The sequence below is a fragment of the Bacteroides sp. genome (assembly GCF_019417265.1).
GTDB lineage: Bacteria > Bacteroidota > Bacteroidia > Bacteroidales > Bacteroidaceae > Phocaeicola.
In genome coordinates, this window is sequence record NZ_DXVR01000010.1 from 14,384 (window position 1) to 38,293 (window position 23,910).

The following is a 23,910-nucleotide window of genomic DNA, read 5'->3' on the forward strand; positions in this document are numbered from 1 at the left end:
AAGCAGATATGTCTATTTATTTGTTACCATTGAATTAATTAATAATAATACAAAAAACACGTTATGAATTTCAAAGTTAAAAAAAGAGTGTTACAGCTGTGTGCTTGTTCAACACTGATTTTCTGGAATATTCCTGACGCATTGGCTTATGATTCTAATCTTGAAATTGTCCAACAGAACAAGAAGCAGATTAGTGGTCAGGTATTGGATTCATCCGGAATGTCTGTAATAGGAGCCAATGTAGTGGAAAAAGGTACTACAAATGGTGTAATAACAGATCTGGATGGAAATTTCTCTCTGAATGTTTCTCCAGGTGCGGTGATTGAAGTGTCTTTTATAGGTTTTGCTACCCAAGAGATAAAAGTAGGAAACAATACAACTTTCAATATCGTGATGAAAGAAGATACGGAGGTATTGGATGAAGTTGTTGTAGTAGGATATGGTACTATGAAAAAACGTGACTTGTCCGGTGCTGTATCACAGATAAAAAGTGATGACCTGATGAAAGGCAGTCCGACTGATTTCACCAAGGGCTTGGCTGGAAAAGTGGCTGGTGTGCAGGTAAATCAGAGTGATGGTGCTCCTGGTGGAGGTGTAAGTATCCAAATCCGTGGTACAAACTCATTTTCAACAAGTTCGCAGCCTCTATATATAGTTGATGGTGTTCCGTTCGATGCAGGGTCAACTCCTTCGAGTGATGCCAATTCAAACAGTAATCAAAGCTCGAATCCATTGTCATTTATAAATCCTCATGATATTGAATCTATAGAGGTGTTGAAGGATGCTTCTGCTACTGCAATATATGGTTCACGAGGAGCAAACGGGGTTGTTATAATAACAACCAAACGTGGACAGGCAGGACATGAGCAGGTGGAATTTTCTGCGAACTTTACAATGTCTAGAGTAGCAAGAAAAATAGATGTCCTTGATGCATATACTTATGCTCTTTATCAGAATGAACAACAATTGAATGACTATAAATATAATAGTAAGCCTATAGGCACATTGCCTTATCCAGGCAAGTGGGAATATGCTTTAAAAGCTGACGGTACTATGAACTCGTTATCAGGTGAGTATAAACCGTCACCGGAGGATTTCTTAAATCCTGGAAATAGAATTGACGAGTTTGGAAATACTACATGGGTTGGAGTAGCAGATTGGCAAGATCTTATATTCCAGACGGGATTCTCACAGGAATATAATATAAGTGTTTCAGGTGGTTCTGATAAAGGTTGGCACTCTTTTTCCGGAAACTATCTTGATCAGACAGGTATTATTAAGAATTCAGGATTTACCCGTTACTCTCTTCGCGCCAATATCGGAAGAAAGATTACGAAATGGTTGGAAATGGGTATGAATACAAGTTTCACGCATACGTTGACAGACTTCTCAAAAACTAATGCTTCCGACTATGGTGTAATCCGTTCAGCGTTGATATTCCCAACTACATATGACCCTAATAATAATGAAGCGGAAACAGGTGAACTTAGCTGGTTGGCATCAAATCCGTTGGCATATATCAATTCAACTAAAGACCAGTTGAAATCTATAAATGTTTTCAATTCTTCATATTTGGAAGTGACTTTATTCCCTTTCTTGAAATTCAGACAAAATTTAGGTATTAGTTATACAAATAATGATCGTGGCACCTATTATGGTAGAGAAACTCAAGAAGGTGCTTCTACGAGTAACATCGATGGTAGAGCCGGACAGTCGGTTAACTGGTGGAGTGGAATAACTGCAGAATCATTGCTTACTTTTACTAAGACATTTGGAGGAATACATTCGGTTAATGCTGTTGCAGGTTTTACTGCCGAAAAATCAAGTTGGGGAAGTAAGTCAATGTCCGCAACAGGATTTCCAAGTGATTTGACACTTGATTATGACATGAGTTTAGGAAAGAACCCGGGTAAATTGGTATCTGATAGGGGTGATGCGGCGTTGGCTTCTTTCTTGGCAAGAGTAAACTATACATTGATGGACAAATATATCTTTACCGCGTCCTATCGTGCGGATGGTTCCAGCAAGTTTACAGCTGAGAATAAATGGGCGGATTTCTTGTCTGGAGCTTTTGCGTGGAGAATTTCAGAGGAGAAGTTTATTAAGAATTTAGGTATATTCAGCAATATGAAATTAAGGTTGAGCTATGGTGAAACCGGTAATCAGGGTATTGGAAGTTATAGGACAATGTCTATTCTGAATATTGCTAATTATCCATTCTCTGGGGCCTTGAGCAGTGGATTTGCGCAAGTTGACTGGAGAGGTCCTGTCGCTCAGGATTTGCGTTGGGAAACAACTTCACAGTATAATGTGGGTTTGGATCTGGGATTTTTGAATAACAGGATAAACTTTACTGTGGATTATTACTACAAAAAGACACGCGACTTGTTGCAGGATGTAAAGATTCCTAACAGTACAGGTTTTGGTACAATGTTAATCAATAGCGGATATGTAACCAACGAAGGATTAGAATTGACTGGTAACTTCCATATATTGCAAGATACACCTTTAAAATGGAGCATGGATGCCAATATTTCGTTTAACCGTAACAAAATTGGCGGTTTGGATTCTGACCAATACGCAACTAAATTGTGGAATGCGGCAGATGAGGTCTTCTTACAGCGTAACGGATGCCCTATCGGTACAATATATGGATATGTTGAAGATGGATTCTACGATAATTTGGCTGAGGTAATGGCTTCTCCAGATCCACAGGTGCGTGCAAAAGGAAGCGCAATGATAGGTGAAATCAAATATAGGAATTTTGATGATAACCCTGCAATAACGGCTTCTGACCGTGTAATAATAGGTGATACAAATCCGGATTTTGTATATGGCATTACAAATAATTTTGAGTGGAAAAACCTTACATTCAGTTTCTTCCTGCAGGGAAGTCAGGGTAATGACATTTTCAATGGAAACCTGATGGATATTAAAATGGGTAATGCCGGAAATATCACCACTGAGGCATACAATACAAGATGGACAGCGGAAAATGCATCAAATGCCAAATGGCCAAAAGCAACAGCCGGATATAATCGTACATGGTTGATTTCGGACAGATATGTGGAAGACGGTTCTTACCTTAAGCTTAAGACAGTAAATATAGGATATAAATTAAAGCCGAAATTCAAGGGTATTAATACTATAGATATATATGCAAGTGCAAGCAATTTGTTTACAATAACAGGATATAGCTGGTATGATCCTGAAGTAAATGCATTCGGCTCAGATGCTTCACGTAGAGGTGTTGATATATATTCATATCCAAGCAGCCGTACATTCTCTATGGGAGTAAAAGTAAGTTTTTGATAACCATAAAACAGATTATTTATGAAAACCTTTAATATATTTATTATCTCATTAGGTATTGCAGGGGCATTGTCAATGTCGTCTTGTAATAATTTCCTAAAAGAAGATCCTTACTCATACGTTGGTATAGATGATGTTGGTAACGATGATGATGCGGTAAATCTTTGGGTAACCGGTGTTTACAGCAAATGGCTTGACGATATGGCACGTTGGGGAAATTTTCCAAGATTGCTTGATATGGATTGTGACTATGTTTCAGGTCCTGATTGGGCATTTTCTAATTTGGGTGCCGGTAACTTTCAGGGTGATGAAGTTCCGAATACTTTATGGAACGGATGTTACAATTTGATAAATAGAGCAAATGTGGCTATTGAAAGAATTAATAAGATAACAGGTGCTGATGAGGCTGTAAAAGAAAATGGTCTTGGAGAAGTCTATTTCAACAAAGCGTTTGCATATTTCCTTTTAGTACGTGCATATGGTGAGATTCCTCTGTTTGATAAATCTATAGATGAAGGAGCTTCATACAATCAACCGAGAAGAAGCATAAAAGAAGCATATGATGAAATTGTACGTTTGCTGGAAGTTGAGGCTATTCCAAGATTGTATAAGAATACAGATCCTTCGTTTCAGGTTGGACATGTCTGTGCCGGAACAGCAGTTGCACTCCTTGCAAAGATTTATGCTACAATGGCAGCGGCATCAATGCCTGCTGGTGCAGAACTTACTGTAATGTCAGGGCCATCATATAAGTTTGAAAATGATACAAAGAAATTAGTTAAGCCTATTCCTCTTACTTTCACTAAAAAGGTAGTTTCGGGTTATGAAGTCTTTGATTATACTCACTGTTATCAGGAAGCTGCAAAATGGGCAGGTTATTTGATAAATCATTCTTCAGAACACGATTATGGGCAGTACGGATTATTGGATTATGATGATTTGTGGACAAAATCAGGATATGATAAAATAGGTAATGGTCAGGAACATCTTTTTACCTTGAGAACCAGAAGTGGTGATGAGGTCTATAGCTCTGGTGTCCTTGAATGGTATAATGGTATTGATAATGGTAATGGAGTCGTTCAGAATGGATTATATATAGGAAACAGATATCATTGGTATTGCCTTTTTGATGATGATGATTATAGAATAGTAGATGGCGTAAAACATCGTTTTATCCTTTCATACCAAGATGAGAATGAAAATAATAAGGGTGGTTTTTATTATCCACAAGAATTGAAACTTCAGGCTACTGGATATGATGAAAACGGCAATAAAGTAGCTGACCCTGTTGCTCCTTTTAATGACGGACGAAACTATTATTATAACGTGTCAAGTGAGTGTTTGGCTTTTACTAATAAATATTCTGATGTAACAGATCTGACTCAGAAATATTCTGATGCTTATTATCCTTTCCTGAGAATGGCTGATGTTTATTTGATTTATGCGGAAGCAAAATGCGAACTGGATGAGTATAATGAATCTGTTGGTGCTTTAAACGAGATTCGAGTAAGATCTAACGCCAAAACATATTCTTTCAGTAACAAAAATGATTTGCGTTCAAAAATATTGGAAGAAAGGGCTAAGGAGCTTACTCTTGAGGGAGACCGCAGGTGGGATCTTATCAGATGGGGAATATATGTTGATGTGATGAATTCCATAACCGGTACAAATAATGATGGTACAACAGCTGCTTATGATGAGGCAGGAATAAATAAAAGGCGTGACGAAAGGCATTTGCTGTTCCCGTTACCGACTTCAGAAGTGTCGACTAATGAGTCTATTGACAGTAATAATCCTGGATGGAGTTAATTAATAAATATATAAAAGTTATGGATAAGATAAAAAACAAATATATGTACATGTTGTTTATGGTTTCATTAGCCATGGCATCATGTAACGACATAGTGACATACGATGATAACTATGACGATGGTATGACATCTACAGGAATTCCTGTTATCAATGCTATTTATGATTCTGAAGATACGGAATGCACAACTCCATTGGATAATGCGGTTTTTGAGCAGATGATTATTATTACAGGTAATAATCTTGCACAAGTCAAAAAAATCATGTTCAATGATGTGGAAGTAAAGTTGTCAGAGGTTTATGCAACAAGAGAAAAGGCTTTTATGCCTGTTCCTCGTCAGATACCGGAAAATGTGACTAACAAGATTACATATGAAACAGAGTTTGGTACAACAACATTCGATTTTACTGTTAATATTCCAGAGGTAAAAGTAGATGGACTGTATTATGAGTTCTGTCAGCCTGGAGATACAGTTCAGATGGTAGGTGACTATTTTGATTTGTATGGATTTGGTGGTGAAACAGAAACATCTACAATAAAAATGAACGGACAGGATTTGAAAGTGGATTCAATTTCTGAAGGATATCTTTCTGTTGTAATTCCTGAAGATGCTCAACCAAATTCTGTAATAGATATAAACTATGAAGGAGTTAATGGTAATGTTCATAGACAGATTTCATATATGAATACAGATGGATTGGTTTGGAATAAGGATTTTGTAAAAAATTATTCATATCCGGAAAAAGTATCGTATGTAGAAGGTAATGTTGAAGATGGTGAACCTGATTATTATATAAATTTGAGAGGAGATTTTTCTGCATGGGGATGGGTTGATATAATAAAAAGTAAAATCAATATTTCGTCTCAAGTTGCGGCTTCTCCGAATGATTATCTTCTTAAGTTTGATGTATTTTCTGCAGAAAATACTCCATTCTATAATTCTGGAGATGCAGGATATAGATTTGTATTTAACACCAATGGGGATAATTCATATGCATGGAATCCTTCGTCTGTAACAAGTTTCGGGACATATGGCAAATGGTGTACTGTTTCTCTTGATTTAGTGTCTGTGGCTACTAAAACTCAACCATTAACAGAAGGTGAGACTAATTTTGAGTTGGTTATTCATCCAAATTCTAATTGGACTGTGGATCATGGTTTTGCAAACTTCAGAATAGAGAAGAAACTTCCTTGAAAGAATTTATACTATATTATGACACACTAAAACAACATTGTTATGAGAAAATTTATTTATACCATATTGCTGGCATTTGTTTCATTGGCTATTACGTCATGCAATGATGAGGCTGGAGAAATAACAGTAACATCTGTGCCGCGTATGACAACTGTTACTCCAGAAGATGGTGCCACAAATGTGATAGCACAAGATGGTTCGTTGACTATAGAACTTGTTTATGACCAAAAAATAAAATTGACAGAAGATAATCCTTTGGAAAAGATTCAAGTTTTCAGAGGTGAACTTGAAATAGTTGATGTTTATTGTGCAAACAATATTTTATATATTGAACTTGATAAATGCAATGATAAGACTAACTATGAAATTTATATACCAAAAGGAGTAATCTTATCTGCTGCTGATGGAACAGAGGCTTATGCTGCTCGTTTTAGCTTTACAGTAAAACTGAAAAAAACTGCTCCATTTCAATTAATCAAAACAAATTTGTGTAATGAAAATGCTTCACCTGAAACCAAAAGGTTATATACAGAATTGGTAAGAAATTATGGCAAAAACATAATTTCCGGTGCTATGGCTATAGATCAGGTACAGAAATCCCAATATCATAGCTGGAACAGTGAGTATGCAGAATTTGTAGGACAGAAAATAGGCAAGACCCCTCTCTTGAATGGTTTCGATTATGGTCATTTGAGCAGTTCACCTGCAAAATGGATTGATTATAGTGATATAACTCCTGTAACTGACTGGTATCATGCAGGTGGTATAGTATCTGCAATGTGGCATTGGAATGTACCTGATAAAGAACCTTTACATGATGCTGTAAATTTGTTTTATGGACAGCATGATTTGGAAAATTGGAATAGTCGTGAGGTTAGTTTAAATGGTAATGATGTAAATAATTTTACAAAAATAAAGTTTTCTATTTCTGACGTTAAGGATGATGCGCAGATACTTATTCAAAAGAAAGATAATGGAGATGGAGGAGGTGATATATCATCTGTTATGATATCTTCCGATATGACAGAATATGTATTAGAGTTAAACGATGAAATAAAAACTTTAATAGGAAACGAATTTGTGCTAAACGGAAAAAACTGTACAGTTACAAGTATTGATATGATTGATTATACTTTAGGTTTTTATGTTCCAGGTGCAGGCAGTTCATCTACAACTTTTGATCCATCTAAGGTACTTGAAGAAAATTCATGGCAGCAGAAATTTTTCTATGATGATTTGAAAAAACTTGCAGATTATATGAAACCAATATCTGATGCCGGTATTCCTGTTATATGGCGACCGTTACACGAAGCATCAGGTGGATGGTTTTGGTGGGCAGCAGGAGGTCCTGAAGTATATAAACAATTGTGGCAGATGATGTATAAATATTTGATAGAAGAGCGCGAATTGAATAACTTGATTTGGGTATGGACTTCCGATTCAAAAGGTAATGACGAAGAATGGTTCCCTGGAAACGATTATGTTGATATTATCGGACGTGATTTGTACGATGTCAGCGATGTAGATGAGTTTGTAAACGAGTTTTATAATCTGGCAGAAAAATATCCTAACATGATGATTGCTTTAACGGAATGCGGTAGAATTTCAAATATTTCTGATATTTGGGAGACCGGAGCAAAATGGGCTTGGTTTATGCCGTGGTATCCAAGCAGTATAGACAATTGGGAAGAGCAAGCCACTGAGGCATGGTGGAATGATGCAGCTAATACCGATTACGTGAAATGGAGAAATTAAAAATATTATTAACTTTCAAAATATATAGATTATGAAAAAGACATTATTATTATGTTTAGCCGTAGGGCTTGCCATAACAGGATGTAAAAATGAAGTGACAGATATTATAAATAATACAGCCGGAACAACTGTAAGTTTTACTTCTTCAATAATTAAAAGTCGTGCAATAGATAATAACTGGGAGGTAGGAGACGAAATAGGAGTTTATATGCAGAATGCAGACGATGCTACATCGTATTTAAATACAAATGTAAAATATACTAATTCTGAAGAAACTATTGATGGCTTTACATCCGATACTCCGATTACTTATCCTGGTGGAGATGTTACTTTAGTGAATTTCATGTCTGTTTATCCATATAATGAAAATGTGACTGATGGAAACTATTCATTTACTTTGGGAGATAATTTGTCTGATAACGATATTATGTATGCTTCATCTCCTTTGGTAGAGGCTGGTACAAATAATGTTGATTTGACATTCAAGCATAAACTATCTAAAATAGTTTTAAACATAAAAGATGAGAACGGTAATCCTTTGAATGATGCTACTGTAAGTATTGACAAGCAATGCAAGGAAGGTGTGTTGAATATGTCTGATGGAACAGTGACAGCTAAGGAAGCAGCAGAATATAATTCTTCTCTGCAATTTGTTAATAAAACCAATGGACAATACGAGGCTATAGTTTTGCCTGACGAAGCACGTGAAGGACGCATAATATTAGTAAAGACTTCTGACAATAAAATTTACAGATGTCCTATTGACAACATTTCTTTTGATTCTTCAAAAAGATATACATTTCCTGTAGTTCTTTATTCTAAAGATCCTTCAGTAGAGCAGCCTGGGTTAGTTCCAGATATAGATGATTGGACAGATGAAGGTAAGTCAGAAGGTTGGGTCGTTGCTCCAGATGTTGATATTACTACTTCCAAAACAAAGTATGTTTTAATTGAAGATCAAACATTGACTACAAATTTGCCTATAACTGTTTCTGATGAGAACTTTAGTGGTACATTGCTTGATACAGATGCTTATTGTATAGAATATTCAAGAACTGATGCTTCTGCAGCAGCAACACTTACCGTATCATCATCTTCAAAGGGTTCAAAGGCATTTACTTTACCGGAAAATATGAAAGAAGGAAAAGTGATATTTGCAGTAGGAGAGTTTACTACAGGAATAAATATATCTTCTGATGTTGATATTACTTTGAAGTCTGTATCTGTTTATAGCGTAAATACTATTACACCAATTGTTCCTATTGTGATTTGGGAAGGTGAACATGTATTATTGTCTGGATGGGGGGCATCTGCAAGTCTTGAGTATACTTCTGAGAACTATAATAAAACAACTCTTGGAAGCATATTTAGATGTTATTATAAAGATAAAACTGAAGGGGCACAATTACAAATAGCAGTAGGATGTACTGATGTTAATGATGATTTGGGATATGTTGATATTATAGTAACGCAAGAACATCTTGATGCTCTTAAACCAGATGAAGGAAGTAGTTCAAAGTGGTCTTCTTTTAATGGACAGAATATGACTATTACAAAAATACTCCTACTTCCTGCTCCAACTGAATAATTATATTAAATATGGCATATAATCTCCGTTGTATCCTAACCATCCTGGTACAACGGAGATTTTCTTTTTTATTATTGAATAATGTTGTTGCTAAGAATTTCTAATCTCCCATAATATTCAACTTCTGTTATTGTATTGTAAAATTTAAATTACTTATTTTGTAAAATCATGGGATAAACTAATTTAAATTTGTTTCTAATAATGTTTTTTTATTTAGTTAGCCTTAAATTTATAACATCAAATAAGATTTATTGATTTACAGACGTGTTTTTATAGAATATAATTATTATACAATAACAAGTAGAATTATGAGATTTGTGTGTGTTGTGCTATGCCTTTTATGCTGCACTTTCGGTATTGAGGCGCAAAATGTTTTAAAATTCAATCAGGAAGGAAAGTTCAAGATTGTGCAGTTTACTGATGTTCATAATATTTATAGTGACTCACGTTCAAAGGTGGCCTTACAGAGAATTAAGGAAGTTCTGAATGTGGAAAAACCTGATTTGGTGATAATTACCGGTGATATAATATATGGAAAACCGGCAGAAGAGGGATTTCGTGAAGTACTTGGACTTGTTTCAGATTTTAAAATCCCTTTTGGAATAACTTTTGGAAATCACGATGATGAACAAGGGATGACTCGCAAACAGTTGTTTGATATAGCATCTTCGTTTGAGTATAACCTTACGACTACGGCCGAAGGTGTTTACGGTTCCTCTAATTACATATTGACAGTTAGGTCGAACGATAATACAAAGGATGCAGCCATATTATATTGTATGGATTCCAATACATATTCCACGATTAAGAATATAGAAGGATATGGTTTTATAAATTTTGACCAGATTGCGTGGTATCGTGATAACAGTAAAAAGTTTACATCTGCCAATGGAGGAAATCCGGTTCAGTCATTTGCCTTTTTCCATATACCGCTTCCTGAATATTCTTATGCAGTAGAAGATCAGAATGCAGTAATGATAGGTACACGTATGGAACAAATCTGTGCTCCTAAATTGAATTCCGGAATGTTTGCTGCAATGAAGGAAATGGGCGATATAAAGGGTATATTCGTGGGACACGACCATGATAATGATTATGCAGTGTATTGGAATAATATATTGTTGGCTTATGGAAGATATAGTGGTGGAAATACCGTGTATAACCATTTGTCGAATGGAGCAAGAGTGATAGAATTGTCAGAAGACGGAACTTCTTTTACTACATGGATAACTTTGGAGAAAGGTGAAAGAATTAATAAGGCTGTTTGTCCGGATGATTTTATAAAAGATAAAAATAAGAACATGTAGTAATAAAGGCTGTTTCTTAAGTGCTAATTAAATCACGAAAGAAACAGCCTTCTCTGTATCTGTAATTCTGTTATTTCCACTCCTTTTTCTTCCTTACGAAAAACATCCAGCGAAGTATGGATGCCGGGATAGTATGACTGAATGAGTTTACTTCGTCTGCACGTTCATCTATGTTCTCCAAAAGAGGTTCAGCGTCTTTCTCTGTTATTATTCCGTTGTTTATCATTTGTCTTACGGTACGCTTTTCATTGCTTAGCAGCATACGGATAGACTTCAGTGTAAGGGCATGTCCGTAGGCTTTCGGGAATTCATCTGCGAGGGTATTTATTACTACGTCCATGCGCGAGATGTTGTTTCCAATTTCCGACTTCAATGTACCTAATACGGCCTTTTGACTGTCGTCCAGAAGATTGGAAGCCTTAAGTTCGTCTATCAGTTTCAGGTCTTCTTTCTGAAGAATGATGAAACCTCGTCCCAAATCATATACCACAGTGATACGCTCGCGGAAGTAGAAACTTATCCAGTTGTTTATAATAGGAGTTTTTCTGAGTGCGTTTATGCTATTGCTTCGGTCGCAGAATTTGAATATTGAGTTTCTGAAGTCAAGTGTGTATTTACCGTCGTGGTCGTACAGTTCGTCGAGCGAGTTCATAAGTCGGCGGAAAACCGTTTTCGAGATTATACCTTCTTCGTAGATGGCTTTGCAGGTAGCTTTTTCACGGTCGAGAACTTTCAGACGTATTTCGGAGATAACATCCTTTTCCTTTGAATCTACCATTGGAACTTTAGGAGCTTCAGCCATATAGTGTTGTACTTTCTTCCAGTTAGCTCCGGTCAGATGATCTCTCGATTTCAGTTTCTCCAGATATATCTCTGAATTTTCTCTGATATGTTTCTGGATATTGTATTCTAATTCTACCCTTGCCGAAGGAACATTGATAAGCCCCATCTTGTTCAGCAACCAGCGCATTGTCGTGGCATTTATGCAAAGGGTAAGTGTTACGATTCCGGCTGTGAAGAAAAGAATCTGATTTCTGATGTCTTCCGGTATGGCTTCAGTGTACGAAACCATCAGCGCAAGAGTCATGGCAAGTGCACCACGCAAACCTCCCCATGTGAGTATCACAGATTCACGTTTTGTAAGTCCGTAGCCCATTCTTTTCATCACCGGATAGAGCATGGAAATCATGGCGTAACGGAACAGATTGAGGAAGATATATATCAGTATAAGCACTACGAATGCGCTCCATGAGAAAGTGACTTTTTCGGAAATCACTATACCTACGATGATGAAAATAAGAGTGTTCGCTATATAAGTGGCAAGCTCCCAGAAATGTTCCATGAAGTTGTTTACCTGTGGTTTCAGACGAGGTTTACCAACGTATGTCACTGTGAGTCCGAATGCTACGAGAGCTATTACTCCCGATACTCCAAGATAGAACTGCGACACTATAAAGGTGACGTATGCCGAAAGTATGATAACACTGTTCTGTATCATTTCTTCCGAGTTTATTCGGGTGATAAACCATATAACGAGACGTGCAAGGAAATATCCGAGTATGGTACTTATGCTTATCACCTTGATAAATTCCATTATAGGAGAACTGTCCGAACCTCCTGTAGCCGCATATACTCCGAAGAATAGCATAAAGCATACGATACCGGTTCCGTCATTCAGCAGAGATTCTGCATCAACCAATGTGGAGAATCGTTTACTGGTTTTCAGTTCATGAAGAAGTGCGACTACGGCCACAGGGTCAGTGGCGCTTATCAATGCTCCGAACATAAGAGCGAATGCCCATGTCCAGTTTTCATATCCGGGGATTGTCAGTCCGATACCTACCATGAGCACTCCTGTAAGAATCATGCAGATGACAAGTCCCGGTGCGGCAAGCAGTGTGGCATTAGCCAGTGTCTTTTTGAAGATGTGCATGTTCAGCTCATATGCGGCATCGAATATCAATATAGGCAGAAACAGATATAGGATAAGGTCCGGATTGATGTTTGCCACGCTGTCTACTGCCTCGGTTATCTGTGGAAGCGAATGGAATACTCCGGAACGGTTTAATACCCCTACAAGGAGTCCGATGGCGAACAGTCCTACTGTATAAGGGAAACGACTGTGTTTTAATAGAGATTTAAGTAATGCTCCTATTACAAGTCCTGTGATAGTGAGCAGCAAAGGTTGCAGAAATGCAAATTCTTCCATGGTAAAGTTTATTAATTGTTACAATAATTATGGTAATGAAACAAAGATAATAAATAAAGAATACAGAATACATTTCAGTCTGAAAAAAAAGTAACAAAATATTATCTGTCGGCATTATGGATTAAATTTGAGTTACTTTGTATGGTAAAAATTGTTTTTGTCTTATGGATAAGACAAAAAATGCTTATTATTGTCTTGTATATAAGACAAAAAATACCTATTTTTGTCTTGTTAATAGGACAAAGGTATGGATAAGGAAATATTAAGGTCAGTTTTGGTGGATTATCAGATTGAGATTCCACGACATAAAGTAATTCCACGTAATTTCCGGATTGAAGAATTTGGCAATTATGTATTTGTCGGTATCCGACGTGCGGGAAAATCTTATCTTCTTTATCAGCGTATTCAACAGCTTCTTGCATCAGGAATAGGTTGGGATGAGATTCTGTATATGAATTTTGAAGACGAGCGTATCGAAAATATGTCGGTACAAGACCTTAATGTACTGTTGGAGATACACATGGAAATGTACGGTAAACGTCCTATTCTGTTTCTTGACGAGATACAGAACATTGATGGTTGGGAAAAATTTGCAAGACGTCTGGCCGACTCAAAATATCGCGTATATATAACGGGTAGTAACGCGAAGATGTTGAGTAAAGAGATACAAAGTACATTGGGTGGAAGATATATTGCTGTGGATGTGTTTCCATATTCGTTCGAGGAATTTCTTACAGCCAATAATGTTAAAATATCTCCTACAACATTGTATGGCACTGAAACACGAGCTGAAGTCTTGAGGATGTTTAATGACTATTTCAGCTTTGGCGGTTTTCCGGAAGGCTCTTCTTTGGCATCAAAACGTGATTATCTGTCAAGTGTTTATCAGAAAATATATTTAGGCGACATTGCTGCCAGACATTCTATAGATAATACTTTTGCCTTGAAAGTGATGTTCAAAAAGATTGCAGAAAGCGTAATGCAGCCTTTGTCTTTCAGCCGTTTGGCAAATATCATAACTTCCACTGGAGTAAAGGTGGGGAAAAGTACATTGATTAATTATATAGAATATTCCAAAGATGCCTGGCTGATAAATCAGATTACAAATTTTGCCGGTAAATTAGTCGATAAGGAAACAAATCCCAAATATTATTTTACTGATAATGGAATTTTGAATCTTTTCCTTATTAATAACAATGCTGCTTTGTTGGAGAATCTTGTAGCAATCAGTTTGTTGAGAAAGTACGGTAGAGAGGATGCCGTTTTCTTCTATAATGATGGTGTGGAAGTGGATTTCTACATTCCTGAGGCAGCGATGGCAATACAGGTGAACTACACTATTTCAGATAAGGAAACGTATGAACGTGAAGTAAAAGCATTGATTAAATTGTCAAACTTTATTGAATGCAAACGTCTGGTCATAATAACACGTGATGAGGAGCAGACTATCACTAATGATGAAAAGATTATAGAGGTAATCCCAGTGTGGAAATGGCTTTTGAGGGAATGACAGGAATTTCAAATCATTCCCGCAGCAATAGTCTTCGCCTTAGCCCTGTCAGGCTTTCCTGTTCCTGTAAGAGGAAGTACCGGAATAAGGATGATATGTTTCGGACGCCAATATGGTGGAAGATTGTTTATCGCATTGTCCGTATTCATTTTGCGTGAAATAAGCATAACAATCTTTTCGCCAAATTTTGCATCCGGTACGGAGGTTATCATATACGAACCTTCAGGCAGGTAATGACTCAGCTTTTCTTCCACCTGTTCTATCTGTACTTTCACTCCTCCGGTGTTGATGGTATTGTCCTTGCGTCCGAGTATGCGGAACTGTCCTTTGTCGTTGAATTCTACTATATCGTTTGTGATTAAAGTTTCAGGATTTACGGATGGAGCAGAGATGATAAGTGTTCCTTCGCCTGAAAGGCTGAGGGAGACATTGTAGAAGGGTGTGTACCATTCCGAGGCATCGCTGCCGTTCAGTCGGCGGAGTGCGATGTGCGACAGTGTTTCTGTCATTCCGTATGTGCTCCAAACGGCATTAGGGAAAGATTTCAGCTCCTTTGCCATGTTCTTGTCTATGGTTCCTCCTCCGATTATGAGGTGACGGATTTGCATCAGTTTCTTTCTTTCTTCCGGGTGCTGCAAGGAGTTGAATACCTGCATCGGTATCATAGCTGCGAAGTCCGGTATTTCCGTTATGTCCTGTAACGGTCGTCCGCATGGAGTAACTACCATAAGGTTGAGGCCTGCTATAATGCTTCGTACAACTACCATTTTTCCGGCTATATAGGGTAGGGGCATACACAGCAAAGCACTGTCGCCTGCCTTTAGTCCTAAGAATGATACTGTCAGGCGTGCGCTGTTCATCATCCTTTCTTTCTCTACCCACAGTTCTTTTGGAGTGCCGGTAGAACCGGAAGTGTGAACTTTCAGCAGAGGACTGTCGTTGTACCATTCGGCAAGGAATCCTCCAAGTGAAGCCATGAAGCTGTCTTCACCGTATTCTGATGCGAATCGGTCTTTAAGTAGTGATGCTTTTTCTGCAGTATAGGTCTTTCCGTTTATGGTGATGTTTTGGTGCATTATCATTTCCATAGGCACTCTTCATGTAGTTTTATAATAGATTAGTAATAACTTCAGCCGGAATGTCCAATAGGGAGAAAGCAAACATTTTTTTGCCCAGATCTTTCATGGAAGCCCCGATATGGTACACTTCCTTATCGTCAACTATTAGGAAACGGTCATGGCTGTTTCTATAGGTTCTGATATTAATAGGTGGGTATTGGTTGTTATGCTTGTCAAGGTCAAGTTGCAATTGTTTCGTAATCTTTTGTGTATAGACTGTGGCAGACACACCATGATTACGTTTGCTCAACATAAGCAATACAGATTCGTCCACATAGTTGTCTATCAGAAGAAGGGATTTTCTGGCAGATTTGATAATATCTGTAGCGAACTTATACGCATCAAAAATCTGTCCGTCAAAGAAGATACCTTCAACAGGAGGCAATGAGGTGCGGACAAAGAAGTCTATCTGTTCAGAATGTTCGGCAAGGGTTTTCTCTATCCTGGAAAACCTGTCATCTATTCTATGTTCGATGTCATTTAACCGTTGATTGATGGAATATCCTTTCAATAAGTATTCTTTCAAAACTTTATTAGCCCATTGACGGAACTGTGTGCCTCTTTTGCTTTTCACCCGGTAACCTACTGATATAATAACATCAAGGTTGTAGTAATCTACCTGATAAGTCTTACCATCAGAGGCAGTGTAGGCAAATTTTGCCCAAACTGAATCTTTTATTAACTCTTCTTCTTTGAATATGTTTCGTATATGTTTTCCTATAACACTTATATCACGCCCAAACAAATTTGACATTTCTTCAATAGAAAGCCAAACTGTCTCATTCTCCAATCTTACTTCCAACTTTATTGTTTCGTCAGGCTGATATAATATTATTTCTCCTTGCTCCATGATTTACTATGCTTATGTTTCTACAAAAGTACGAAAATATATTAAAGAATTTTCATCACCTGTGGCTCAACTTCTGAATACGGAGAATCAGACTGGAACTATAATTGGGACGGAGGCTTCACCGTATTCTGATGCGAATCGGTCTTTATTAGTATTATTCTTCTCCGCATCAAACCACAACCTCTCTCCCTTAATACACAGCGGAGATTCAATATTGTCGGTAAACAGCAGCCCTGTTCCGAGTCCCTGCGGCAAGGTGTGTTCCTGAGTGGCTGTCCATTGTGCTATGGCATTAAGCCCGACGTTGGATTCCAGTGCTGAGGTTATCCAGTAACCGATGTTTCTTTCCTTTGCCAGCCTTATCCATTCTTCAGAGCCGGCAATTCCGCCATGCAGGGATGGTTTCAGAATGATATATTGTGGACGGATAGTTTCAAGAAGGCGAACCTTTTCGCTTTCCTTGTTTACACCGATAAGTTCCTCGTCGAGAGCTATGGGCAGAGGAGTTGAGGCGCATAATCTTGCCATTTCGTCCCATTGTCCCTGGCGTATGGGCTGTTCTATGGAATGAAGGTCGAACTTGCTCAATGCTTCAAGTTTGGACATAGCCTCTGACGGTTTGAAAGCTCCGTTGGCATCTACACGGAGTTCTATATCTTCCTTGTCGAAGCGGCTGCGTATAAATTCAATCAGCTGTAATTCCTTGTTGAAATCTATTGCACCGATTTTCAGCTTTATACAGCGGAATCCGGCTTTCATCTTTCCCCTGATACGGGCATACATCTCGTCGAAACTACCCATCCATATAAGCCCGTTGATGGTTATACCTTCTTCTCCACGTGAGAACGGTGTATTCCAGAAAGCAAGGCTGCCGGCGTTAAGATGATAAAAAGCTGTTTCCAGACCGAACAGCATTGATGGATATGGTCGCAGACTCTTATAGTCTATCCGGCCTGCTTTTTCTACTTGGAGGCAATGGCATCGCAGCACATCTTCATAGTCCGGAATGTCGTCGCAACTGAGGTTGGGAAGCGGGGCACACTCGCCTGTTCCTGATTTACCGGTTTCTGTATCTGTGAGTCGGATGTACCATACTTTTCGGGTTGTATATACGCCGCGTGATGTACCGGCCGGCTGTTTGAAGTGAAGTTCGTATGGGAAGATTTCTGATTTTATCATAAAATATATCTTAAAATGGGCTGTATAAGAAAGCGTGACACGTACGTGTTCCGCCCGTGACACGAACGTGTTACGCGCGTTACACGAACGTGTTCCACCCGTTACACGTACGTGTTACGCTAAGTGTTACGGCATTTTAGGGAATTTGCTCCAGTCCGGTTTACGTTTTTCGAGGAATGCTTTTCCGCCTTCCTGTGCTTCTTCGGTCATGTAGTACAGCATTGTGGCATCGCCGGCAAGTTCCTGAATACCTGCCTGACCGTCGAGTTCGGCGTTCAGACCAGCCTTAATCATGCGAAGTGCAAGCGGACTGTGCTGCATCATTGTTTCTGCCCATTCCACTACTTCGTCTTCCAGACGGTCGAAAGGAACAACTTTATTTACAAGTCCCATTTCAAGGGCTTCCTGTGCGGAATACCGGCGGCAGAGGAACCATATCTCGCGGGCCTTTTTCTGACCAACCACGCGAGCCAGATATGAAGAACCGAAACCGGCATCGAAGCTACCCACACGAGGGCCTGTCTGTCCGAAAATTGCGTTCTCCGATGCGATTGATAAGTCGCAAACTACGTGAAGAACGTGTCCGCCACCGATAGCATAACCGTTTACCATCGCTATCACAGGTTTAGGAATGGAACGTATCTGCTTCTGTACGTCAAGCACGTTGAGGCGTGGCACACCATCTGTTCCGATATATCCTCCGTGGCCTTTCACGTGCATGTCGCCGCCTGAACAGAAAGCCTTGTCGCCGGCACCTGTCAGTACTACTACATTGATGTCCTGACATTCGCGGCAGATAAGCAGTGCATCGCTGATTTCTGATGTAGTGGTAGGAGTGAATGCGTTTCTGTATCGCGGACGGTTAATAGTGATTTTCGCTATTCCGTTATAGAAGTCGAAAAGAATATCCTGATATTCCTTTATGGTTTTCCATTCTCTTTTTTCCATGATGTAATTATTTTTTTATTAATTCTTCTATTATGTCTTTTATGCCTTTACTGTTTATCTGTTTACGGAAATAAACTGAATATCCCTCCGTACTTATGTCATTGAAAAAGAGTTCTGCGCAAGAAATCTTTATTTCTTCATCTTCTGCTATTTTAGACTCATTGTCATATCCTTTAGTTTCTATTACAATGTTAAGTTCCTTTGTTCCATCTTTCTTCTTGACCACATACATGAAGTCCGGACTATAGTTGGATGAAGCGACTGTAGGGATGCAAATACTTGATGATGGTATTTTACCATATACAATAATTTCGTCAATATCCGATTCCATGATGTTTTTTCTTTCCAAATCTGAGTCGTATGCAAGTGTGTCATACAGATATTTAGGTGAAAGAAGAACATTCTTATTTTCTCGTTTGCGACCAATGAATGCCTGTGCAACTTCATCCTTTACAGAACCATCTGCATTTGTCAGTCTTGTTTCTTTTGGATGGTAATTTGCCTGTTTGTATTTAACCATTCCGGCCAGATTTTTAGCTTTCCAGTCGTCTATTGCATTTATCAAACGTGCTGATGAATTTTCATTGAACATCTCGTTCGATATATCAGTTCCATTATTGGCAGCTTTGCATATTGCTTCATGAAGGATTGTTATAGGAACACATGTGAAATATGAAACTCTCTTTAAAAACTCGTTGTATGCCATGTGACGGTTGTTCAACAACAACTGTGTACCGGTTGCTTCTGTACTTACAGCCTTGTCATTTTCTATACCTACAACTCTCCTGTCGGAACTTACGGACAAATGTGAGAATATGTTTTTTTCTTTGATTATTTCCGGAAGTCGTTTTTTCAATTCTTCCTCAATACCTTTCTCAAAATACAAAACATACTTCTTGTTAAGTTTTTTCCATAATTCTCTTATTTCCTCAAATCTTGCCTTACGTATTCCGATGGTACCTTTTCTTTCACTGTTTCTATTCCTTATGCGGCTTGAGTCAACTCCATCCTTTTCGTTAATGTTATTGAACTCAGGATATTCAACAATGAACGCATCGAAGTTTGAAAGAATAATCTTATGGTCAATACCTATATAATCTTTGTCTATGAGTTCCATAAACAGACTCTTAATAGTCATGCCACGCATTATAGCGACCTTTTCTATCTCAGAAATGGATAATTCCATCGGAGGGATTTCTTTTTTCATTATGTCGCTGTTTATTTCCTCTACAAGCTTTGTGGCAAAGTCCTTCTCGGTAAAATCGACAATATAGTTAAGCATGAATGTCTTGTCAACAATACGGTTACCAGCCTCATCAACCGGGAGTCGCAATCCTCTACCTACTTCTTGTAGTTTGCTTATTTCGGAGCCACTGGAACGCAACTTACATATTGTAAAAACATTAGGATTATCCCATCCTTCTTTTAAAGTCCATTTCGAAAAGAGAAAACGTTGTATGTTCCAATTTCCATTTTTATCTTTAAAACTTATCAGTTCTTTTTTGCCGTGAAGGATTACAGACACTTCTTTTGCTATGTTCTCATCGCTGTCTTGGTTGTCTTTTGAAAAATATCCGGCACATGCGTCATTTATATTGTCAAGAGTAGCCTGAAGATATGACTGGTATTCTGTATCGTTTTTTCTGCTTAACTCGAATAAAAGTCTCTCTTTTAATAGTTCAATAAATTTGTTGTGTAGCCAACCATCGTTTTTATTTTCGGTTCCTCTATAACTTTCTATATTGTCAATAAAGAATAAAGCTAAAGCTTTTATGCGTGTAGGAGTACGTTCAAAAAGTTCCCTTTCTGTTTCAAAATGTCTTTTTAGTGCCAACGACAGCATTCCTTCCTGATAAGATGTTGAGTACTGGTCAGGAAAGAATTCCATTCCTGTTTCTTTTATCTGTCCATTACTCAGCTCTATATTTTTTGCGGATATTCCGCTTATGGAAATACCGCTCAAGTCCGGGTCTATCTGACTAAGACTATCTCCTGCATGTAGTACATAATGCGAATTACCATCGTTTGTGGTATATTGCATATTTACGGACTTTTCCGTATTGTTTATTTTTGTGATTTTTATTTTCTTTTCTGCAGACTTCCCACCTGGCAGTTCGAGATGTTCTTTTGAAACACCTTTGATTAAAGTCTGTCTGAATGCTTCACAAGCGTTAAGGTCATAGACCAGGTTTATATGGTCTTTCTCAGAGCTTTTGTTTTTCCCTTTTCCGAATGTGTGTTCAGGAAATGTGGCGCCATATCGTAACACCAATTGCGGCTCAAAGCTTTTAATCAGTGAGACAAAAGATTTGCTTTCTCTTTCCATCCTGTGCGGCTCGTCTATTATCAACACAGGGCGTGTGTCTTTTATGGCATCTGTCGGACGGTGGAACTCGCCAACCATTTGGTCATAGTCTTCTCTTGTCAAGAGTTTTCCGTTGGTGAGCAGTTGTGAATTAAGCAACAGAACGTATATTTTGTTTTTTTCATGTTTGCTGCCATAAAAGAATCTTCCTACAGCCGTAGGAAATTTCAATTTTCCTTTATTTTTTGTCTTTTGTGCTTTCAGGACGCACAGCTCGATTCTTGCATTATATTTGCAGGTGTCTGTAAAATGTCTCATCACAGTGGAGTCTTCGAGAAACGAAGATGTTCCGGCTTTTATTGGCAGTGTGGGTACTGCTATGATGAATTTGTTAAAACCGCATCTTTTATGCAGTTCGAACATGGTTTTTGTATATACGTATGTTTTTCCCGTGCCTGTTTCCATCTTTATGTCCATCATCTGGTATGATGGCATATCTTCTGATCTTTTTACCCTAACATTATTGGGATTGTTGACAAATCGGCGATATTTATGAGGAATATCTTCCTTAACCCAAATATCATAAATAGTTTTTGAATTCAGCGACCATCTGTAAATCTCAGGATTACGGTGCGGGGCTGTAGCTTCCGATACATTTGATGTTTCTATCACACTGGCTACGTTTATTACAGGACGTTGTTGGTGTTCGAGGTCGTTTTGCAGGATTAATTCCATATATTGTAATCAGTGTATTAGTATCTTATATCTATATTTATTCTCAGACTTTTGGCACCGTCTTTAAGCGTTGACAGATTTTTTGTTAATTGAATACGGTTTTCAACACAAAAGCTATATCCGAATATGACAATGTTTTGTGGAGAAAACAATTCACCGTTGTATTTATCCATCAATGATATTATACTATCCTTTGAGAATGAGTAATCGCTGTCTATCATATAAAGATGATTACCTATATGATATGCTTTATATCCGGCAAGATTAATCTCTTCCGCATTGTCAGTCAGTCCGTAACCGTCGGCTACCATCCAAGTACGGAGTACACTTTCGACACCGAAATCTTTCAGAATATTATCGTCGCTGAATGTTCCTTCGGGATTGAAAGTCTCAATCTTGTCTAATGTTTCCTGCTCAGGTTCTTCAAGTGTAAAGTGCTTGAAACCCAAATCACCTGAGAATAACGGATTTTCTTCTTTTATTTTGCGTGAAGCTCGTTTGATACGCTCTATACCAACATAATTTAAATAATGTGGATATCCGTTATTATCTAGAAAATCTATTACTTTTTTTATTTTAGGTTTCTCTCCTGTTGGAGCATTTGCATATTTATATTCTAAATCTTCAGGTAGTTGTATAACAATAAATGTTCTGTTTCCATTTAGAACATTTAATCTGAATATTGATTCAGCAGTGGTTCCTGAACCTGAAAAGAAGTCAATGCATATTGAATCTTCATTACTTCCTAATGTAAGTATTTTTTTTAATAAATATGTTGGTTTCGGAAAATCAAAGATTTCTCCCATTCCATATTTGTTAAGTTCTATAGAGCCTTGTTCTGTGATAACACCTGTTTCATCCCAAATTTCATCATCCTCACCGTCTTCTGATATTTCTATGTCTTCAAGCCAAATAGTTTTAGCTTTGTAAGTACCTTTACGGTATTTTTCGTATATACCCCATTCTCCAGATGATTTTTCTCTTGCAACAACTGTACTGTCCATTGAGGATTTACCAATATTATTATTTAATTTTTTCTTTCCCCATCTCCAACAACTCTCAACTTTTTCGCTGTTGTAAGGAAGAACCTCTACTGAATATTCTAATGTGCGTGTATCGCTTATTGGATAGTAGCCATTATCATCTTTAAGGTTGGGGTTTACATAAATAGGATAAAATAGATTAGGTCGATTAAAGCGTCCATATTTAGGATTCCTGTTTCTTAATTCTCTTTCGGAATATTCGCTTATATTATCTTTCTTTATATTTCCGCTAAGTTCTTTTTTAAATTCGTTGATAATAGTTTCTTCACTTTTAGCATATACTAATAGATACTCGTGTGTTTTTGCTAATTGCTTGTAAGTTTGTCCACGTTTGTTAGATTGTACTATTATTTGTGCTATAAAATTTTCTTCGCCAAAAATTTCATCGCATAGGCATTTTAAATAGGCTTGTTCGTTATCATCTATCGAAATAAATATAACTCCATCATTTGTCAGTAAATCACGTGCGAATGAAAGTCTTGGCAGCATGAAAGTAAGCCATGCTGCATGACTTGCACTACCACGTTTTGTCATTGATATGATACGTTGTGCACGTTCTTCATCTATTCCCAGTCGTTCAGCAAGTTGCGCTCCTGTGAAGGAGAATTTGTCATTATATATAAAGCCATCTGTACCGGTATTGTAAGGAGGGTCGATGTAGATAACCTTTACTTTACCTGAATATGATTTTACCAAATGTTGCAATGCGTCAAGATTATCACCACTAATATATATATTTTTACTATCCTTATTCTCCGGGTTTTTATTATGCTCAGTATCCGGACGAATAATGGTCGTTGTGTCCATATTTGTTAGCATACGTGCATAATTCTTGCCAAGGAAATTAAACCCAGAAGTTTCGTCGGTTATATTCATTTCCTTAGGAAGTGAAGCTTTAAAAGCGTCTATATCAAATTCACCGTTTGCTCTAAAGCATTGAGGAAAAAACTTTTTCAGAATATTAATTTCTTTTTCTCCCGCAAAGCTTTTATCATTTTGGGCAATAATATCTTTTATCATAATGGCTTTAATTATATGTATTTCAG

Annotated in this window: 14 protein-coding genes; 7 read left to right on the top strand and 7 right to left on the bottom strand. The window is 37.7% G+C overall.

What is annotated here, in order from left to right; translation table 11 throughout:
* Positions 1 to 63: 63 nt before the first annotated feature.
* The 6 genes from QZ379_RS02500 to QZ379_RS02525 all read left to right on the top strand — a co-directional run bounded on the left by QZ379_RS02500 (position 64) and on the right by QZ379_RS02525 (position 10,967).
* Positions 64 to 3,312 (top strand): TonB-dependent receptor, encoded by a 3,249-nt coding sequence (locus tag QZ379_RS02500; protein WP_291557959.1) that lies wholly within the window; start codon positions 64 to 66, stop codon positions 3,310 to 3,312.
* 21 nt (positions 3,313 to 3,333) lie between these two features.
* A complete protein-coding gene (locus tag QZ379_RS02505) occupies positions 3,334 to 5,121 on the top strand; it encodes a RagB/SusD family nutrient uptake outer membrane protein (RefSeq protein WP_291557962.1) in 1,788 nt (595 codons plus the stop codon).
* Positions 5,122 to 5,141: 20 nt separating this feature from the next.
* Positions 5,142 to 6,317, top strand: coding sequence for a glycan-binding surface protein (locus tag QZ379_RS02510; RefSeq protein WP_291557965.1), 1,176 nt, complete (start codon positions 5,142 to 5,144; stop codon positions 6,315 to 6,317).
* A gap of 42 nt (positions 6,318 to 6,359) precedes the next feature.
* A complete protein-coding gene (locus QZ379_RS02515; RefSeq protein WP_291557968.1) occupies positions 6,360 to 8,072 on the top strand; it encodes a glycoside hydrolase family 26 protein in 1,713 nt (570 codons plus the stop codon).
* Between the two features lie 31 nt (positions 8,073 to 8,103).
* Entirely contained in the window at positions 8,104 to 9,660 is a 1,557-nt protein-coding gene (locus QZ379_RS02520) for a fimbrillin family protein (protein WP_291557969.1), read from the top strand.
* A 308-nt stretch (positions 9,661 to 9,968) separates the two neighbouring features.
* Positions 9,969 to 10,967, top strand: coding sequence for a metallophosphoesterase family protein (locus QZ379_RS02525; RefSeq protein ID WP_291557972.1), 999 nt, complete (start codon positions 9,969 to 9,971; stop codon positions 10,965 to 10,967).
* A 70-nt stretch (positions 10,968 to 11,037) separates the two neighbouring features.
* Here the strand turns inward: QZ379_RS02525 and QZ379_RS02530 are convergent, their stop codons facing one another.
* Complete coding sequence (locus QZ379_RS02530; protein ID WP_291557975.1) at positions 11,038 to 13,176, bottom strand: sodium:proton antiporter; 2,139 nt, start codon at positions 13,174 to 13,176, stop codon at positions 11,038 to 11,040.
* 247 nt (positions 13,177 to 13,423) lie between these two features.
* Here QZ379_RS02530 and QZ379_RS02535 point away from each other — a divergent pair, with 247 nt between their 5' ends.
* Entirely contained in the window at positions 13,424 to 14,686 is a 1,263-nt protein-coding gene (locus QZ379_RS02535; RefSeq protein ID WP_291557978.1) for an ATP-binding protein, read from the top strand.
* Between the two features lie 8 nt (positions 14,687 to 14,694).
* On the opposite strand, the gene QZ379_RS02540 is transcribed toward QZ379_RS02535, so the two are convergent.
* The 6 genes from QZ379_RS02540 to QZ379_RS02565 form a co-directional block, all read right to left on the bottom strand.
* Positions 14,695 to 15,768 (bottom strand): AMP-binding protein, encoded by a 1,074-nt coding sequence (locus QZ379_RS02540; protein ID WP_291558032.1) that lies wholly within the window; start codon positions 15,766 to 15,768, stop codon positions 14,695 to 14,697.
* A gap of 25 nt (positions 15,769 to 15,793) precedes the next feature.
* Positions 15,794 to 16,654, bottom strand: coding sequence for a RhuM family protein (rhuM, locus tag QZ379_RS02545; protein ID WP_291557982.1), 861 nt, complete (start codon positions 16,652 to 16,654; stop codon positions 15,794 to 15,796).
* 87 nt (positions 16,655 to 16,741) lie between these two features.
* Positions 16,742 to 17,833, bottom strand: coding sequence for an o-succinylbenzoate synthase (gene menC / locus QZ379_RS02550; RefSeq protein WP_291557987.1), 1,092 nt, complete (start codon positions 17,831 to 17,833; stop codon positions 16,742 to 16,744).
* 126 nt (positions 17,834 to 17,959) lie between these two features.
* Entirely contained in the window at positions 17,960 to 18,781 is an 822-nt protein-coding gene (menB, locus tag QZ379_RS02555) for a 1,4-dihydroxy-2-naphthoyl-CoA synthase (RefSeq protein WP_291557990.1), read from the bottom strand.
* Between the two features lie 7 nt (positions 18,782 to 18,788).
* A complete protein-coding gene (locus QZ379_RS02560; RefSeq protein ID WP_291557992.1) occupies positions 18,789 to 21,821 on the bottom strand; it encodes a type III restriction-modification system endonuclease in 3,033 nt (1,010 codons plus the stop codon).
* A 17-nt stretch (positions 21,822 to 21,838) separates the two neighbouring features.
* Positions 21,839 to 23,884, bottom strand: coding sequence for a site-specific DNA-methyltransferase (locus QZ379_RS02565; protein ID WP_291557995.1), 2,046 nt, complete (start codon positions 23,882 to 23,884; stop codon positions 21,839 to 21,841).
* Positions 23,885 to 23,910: the final 26 nt, after the last annotated feature.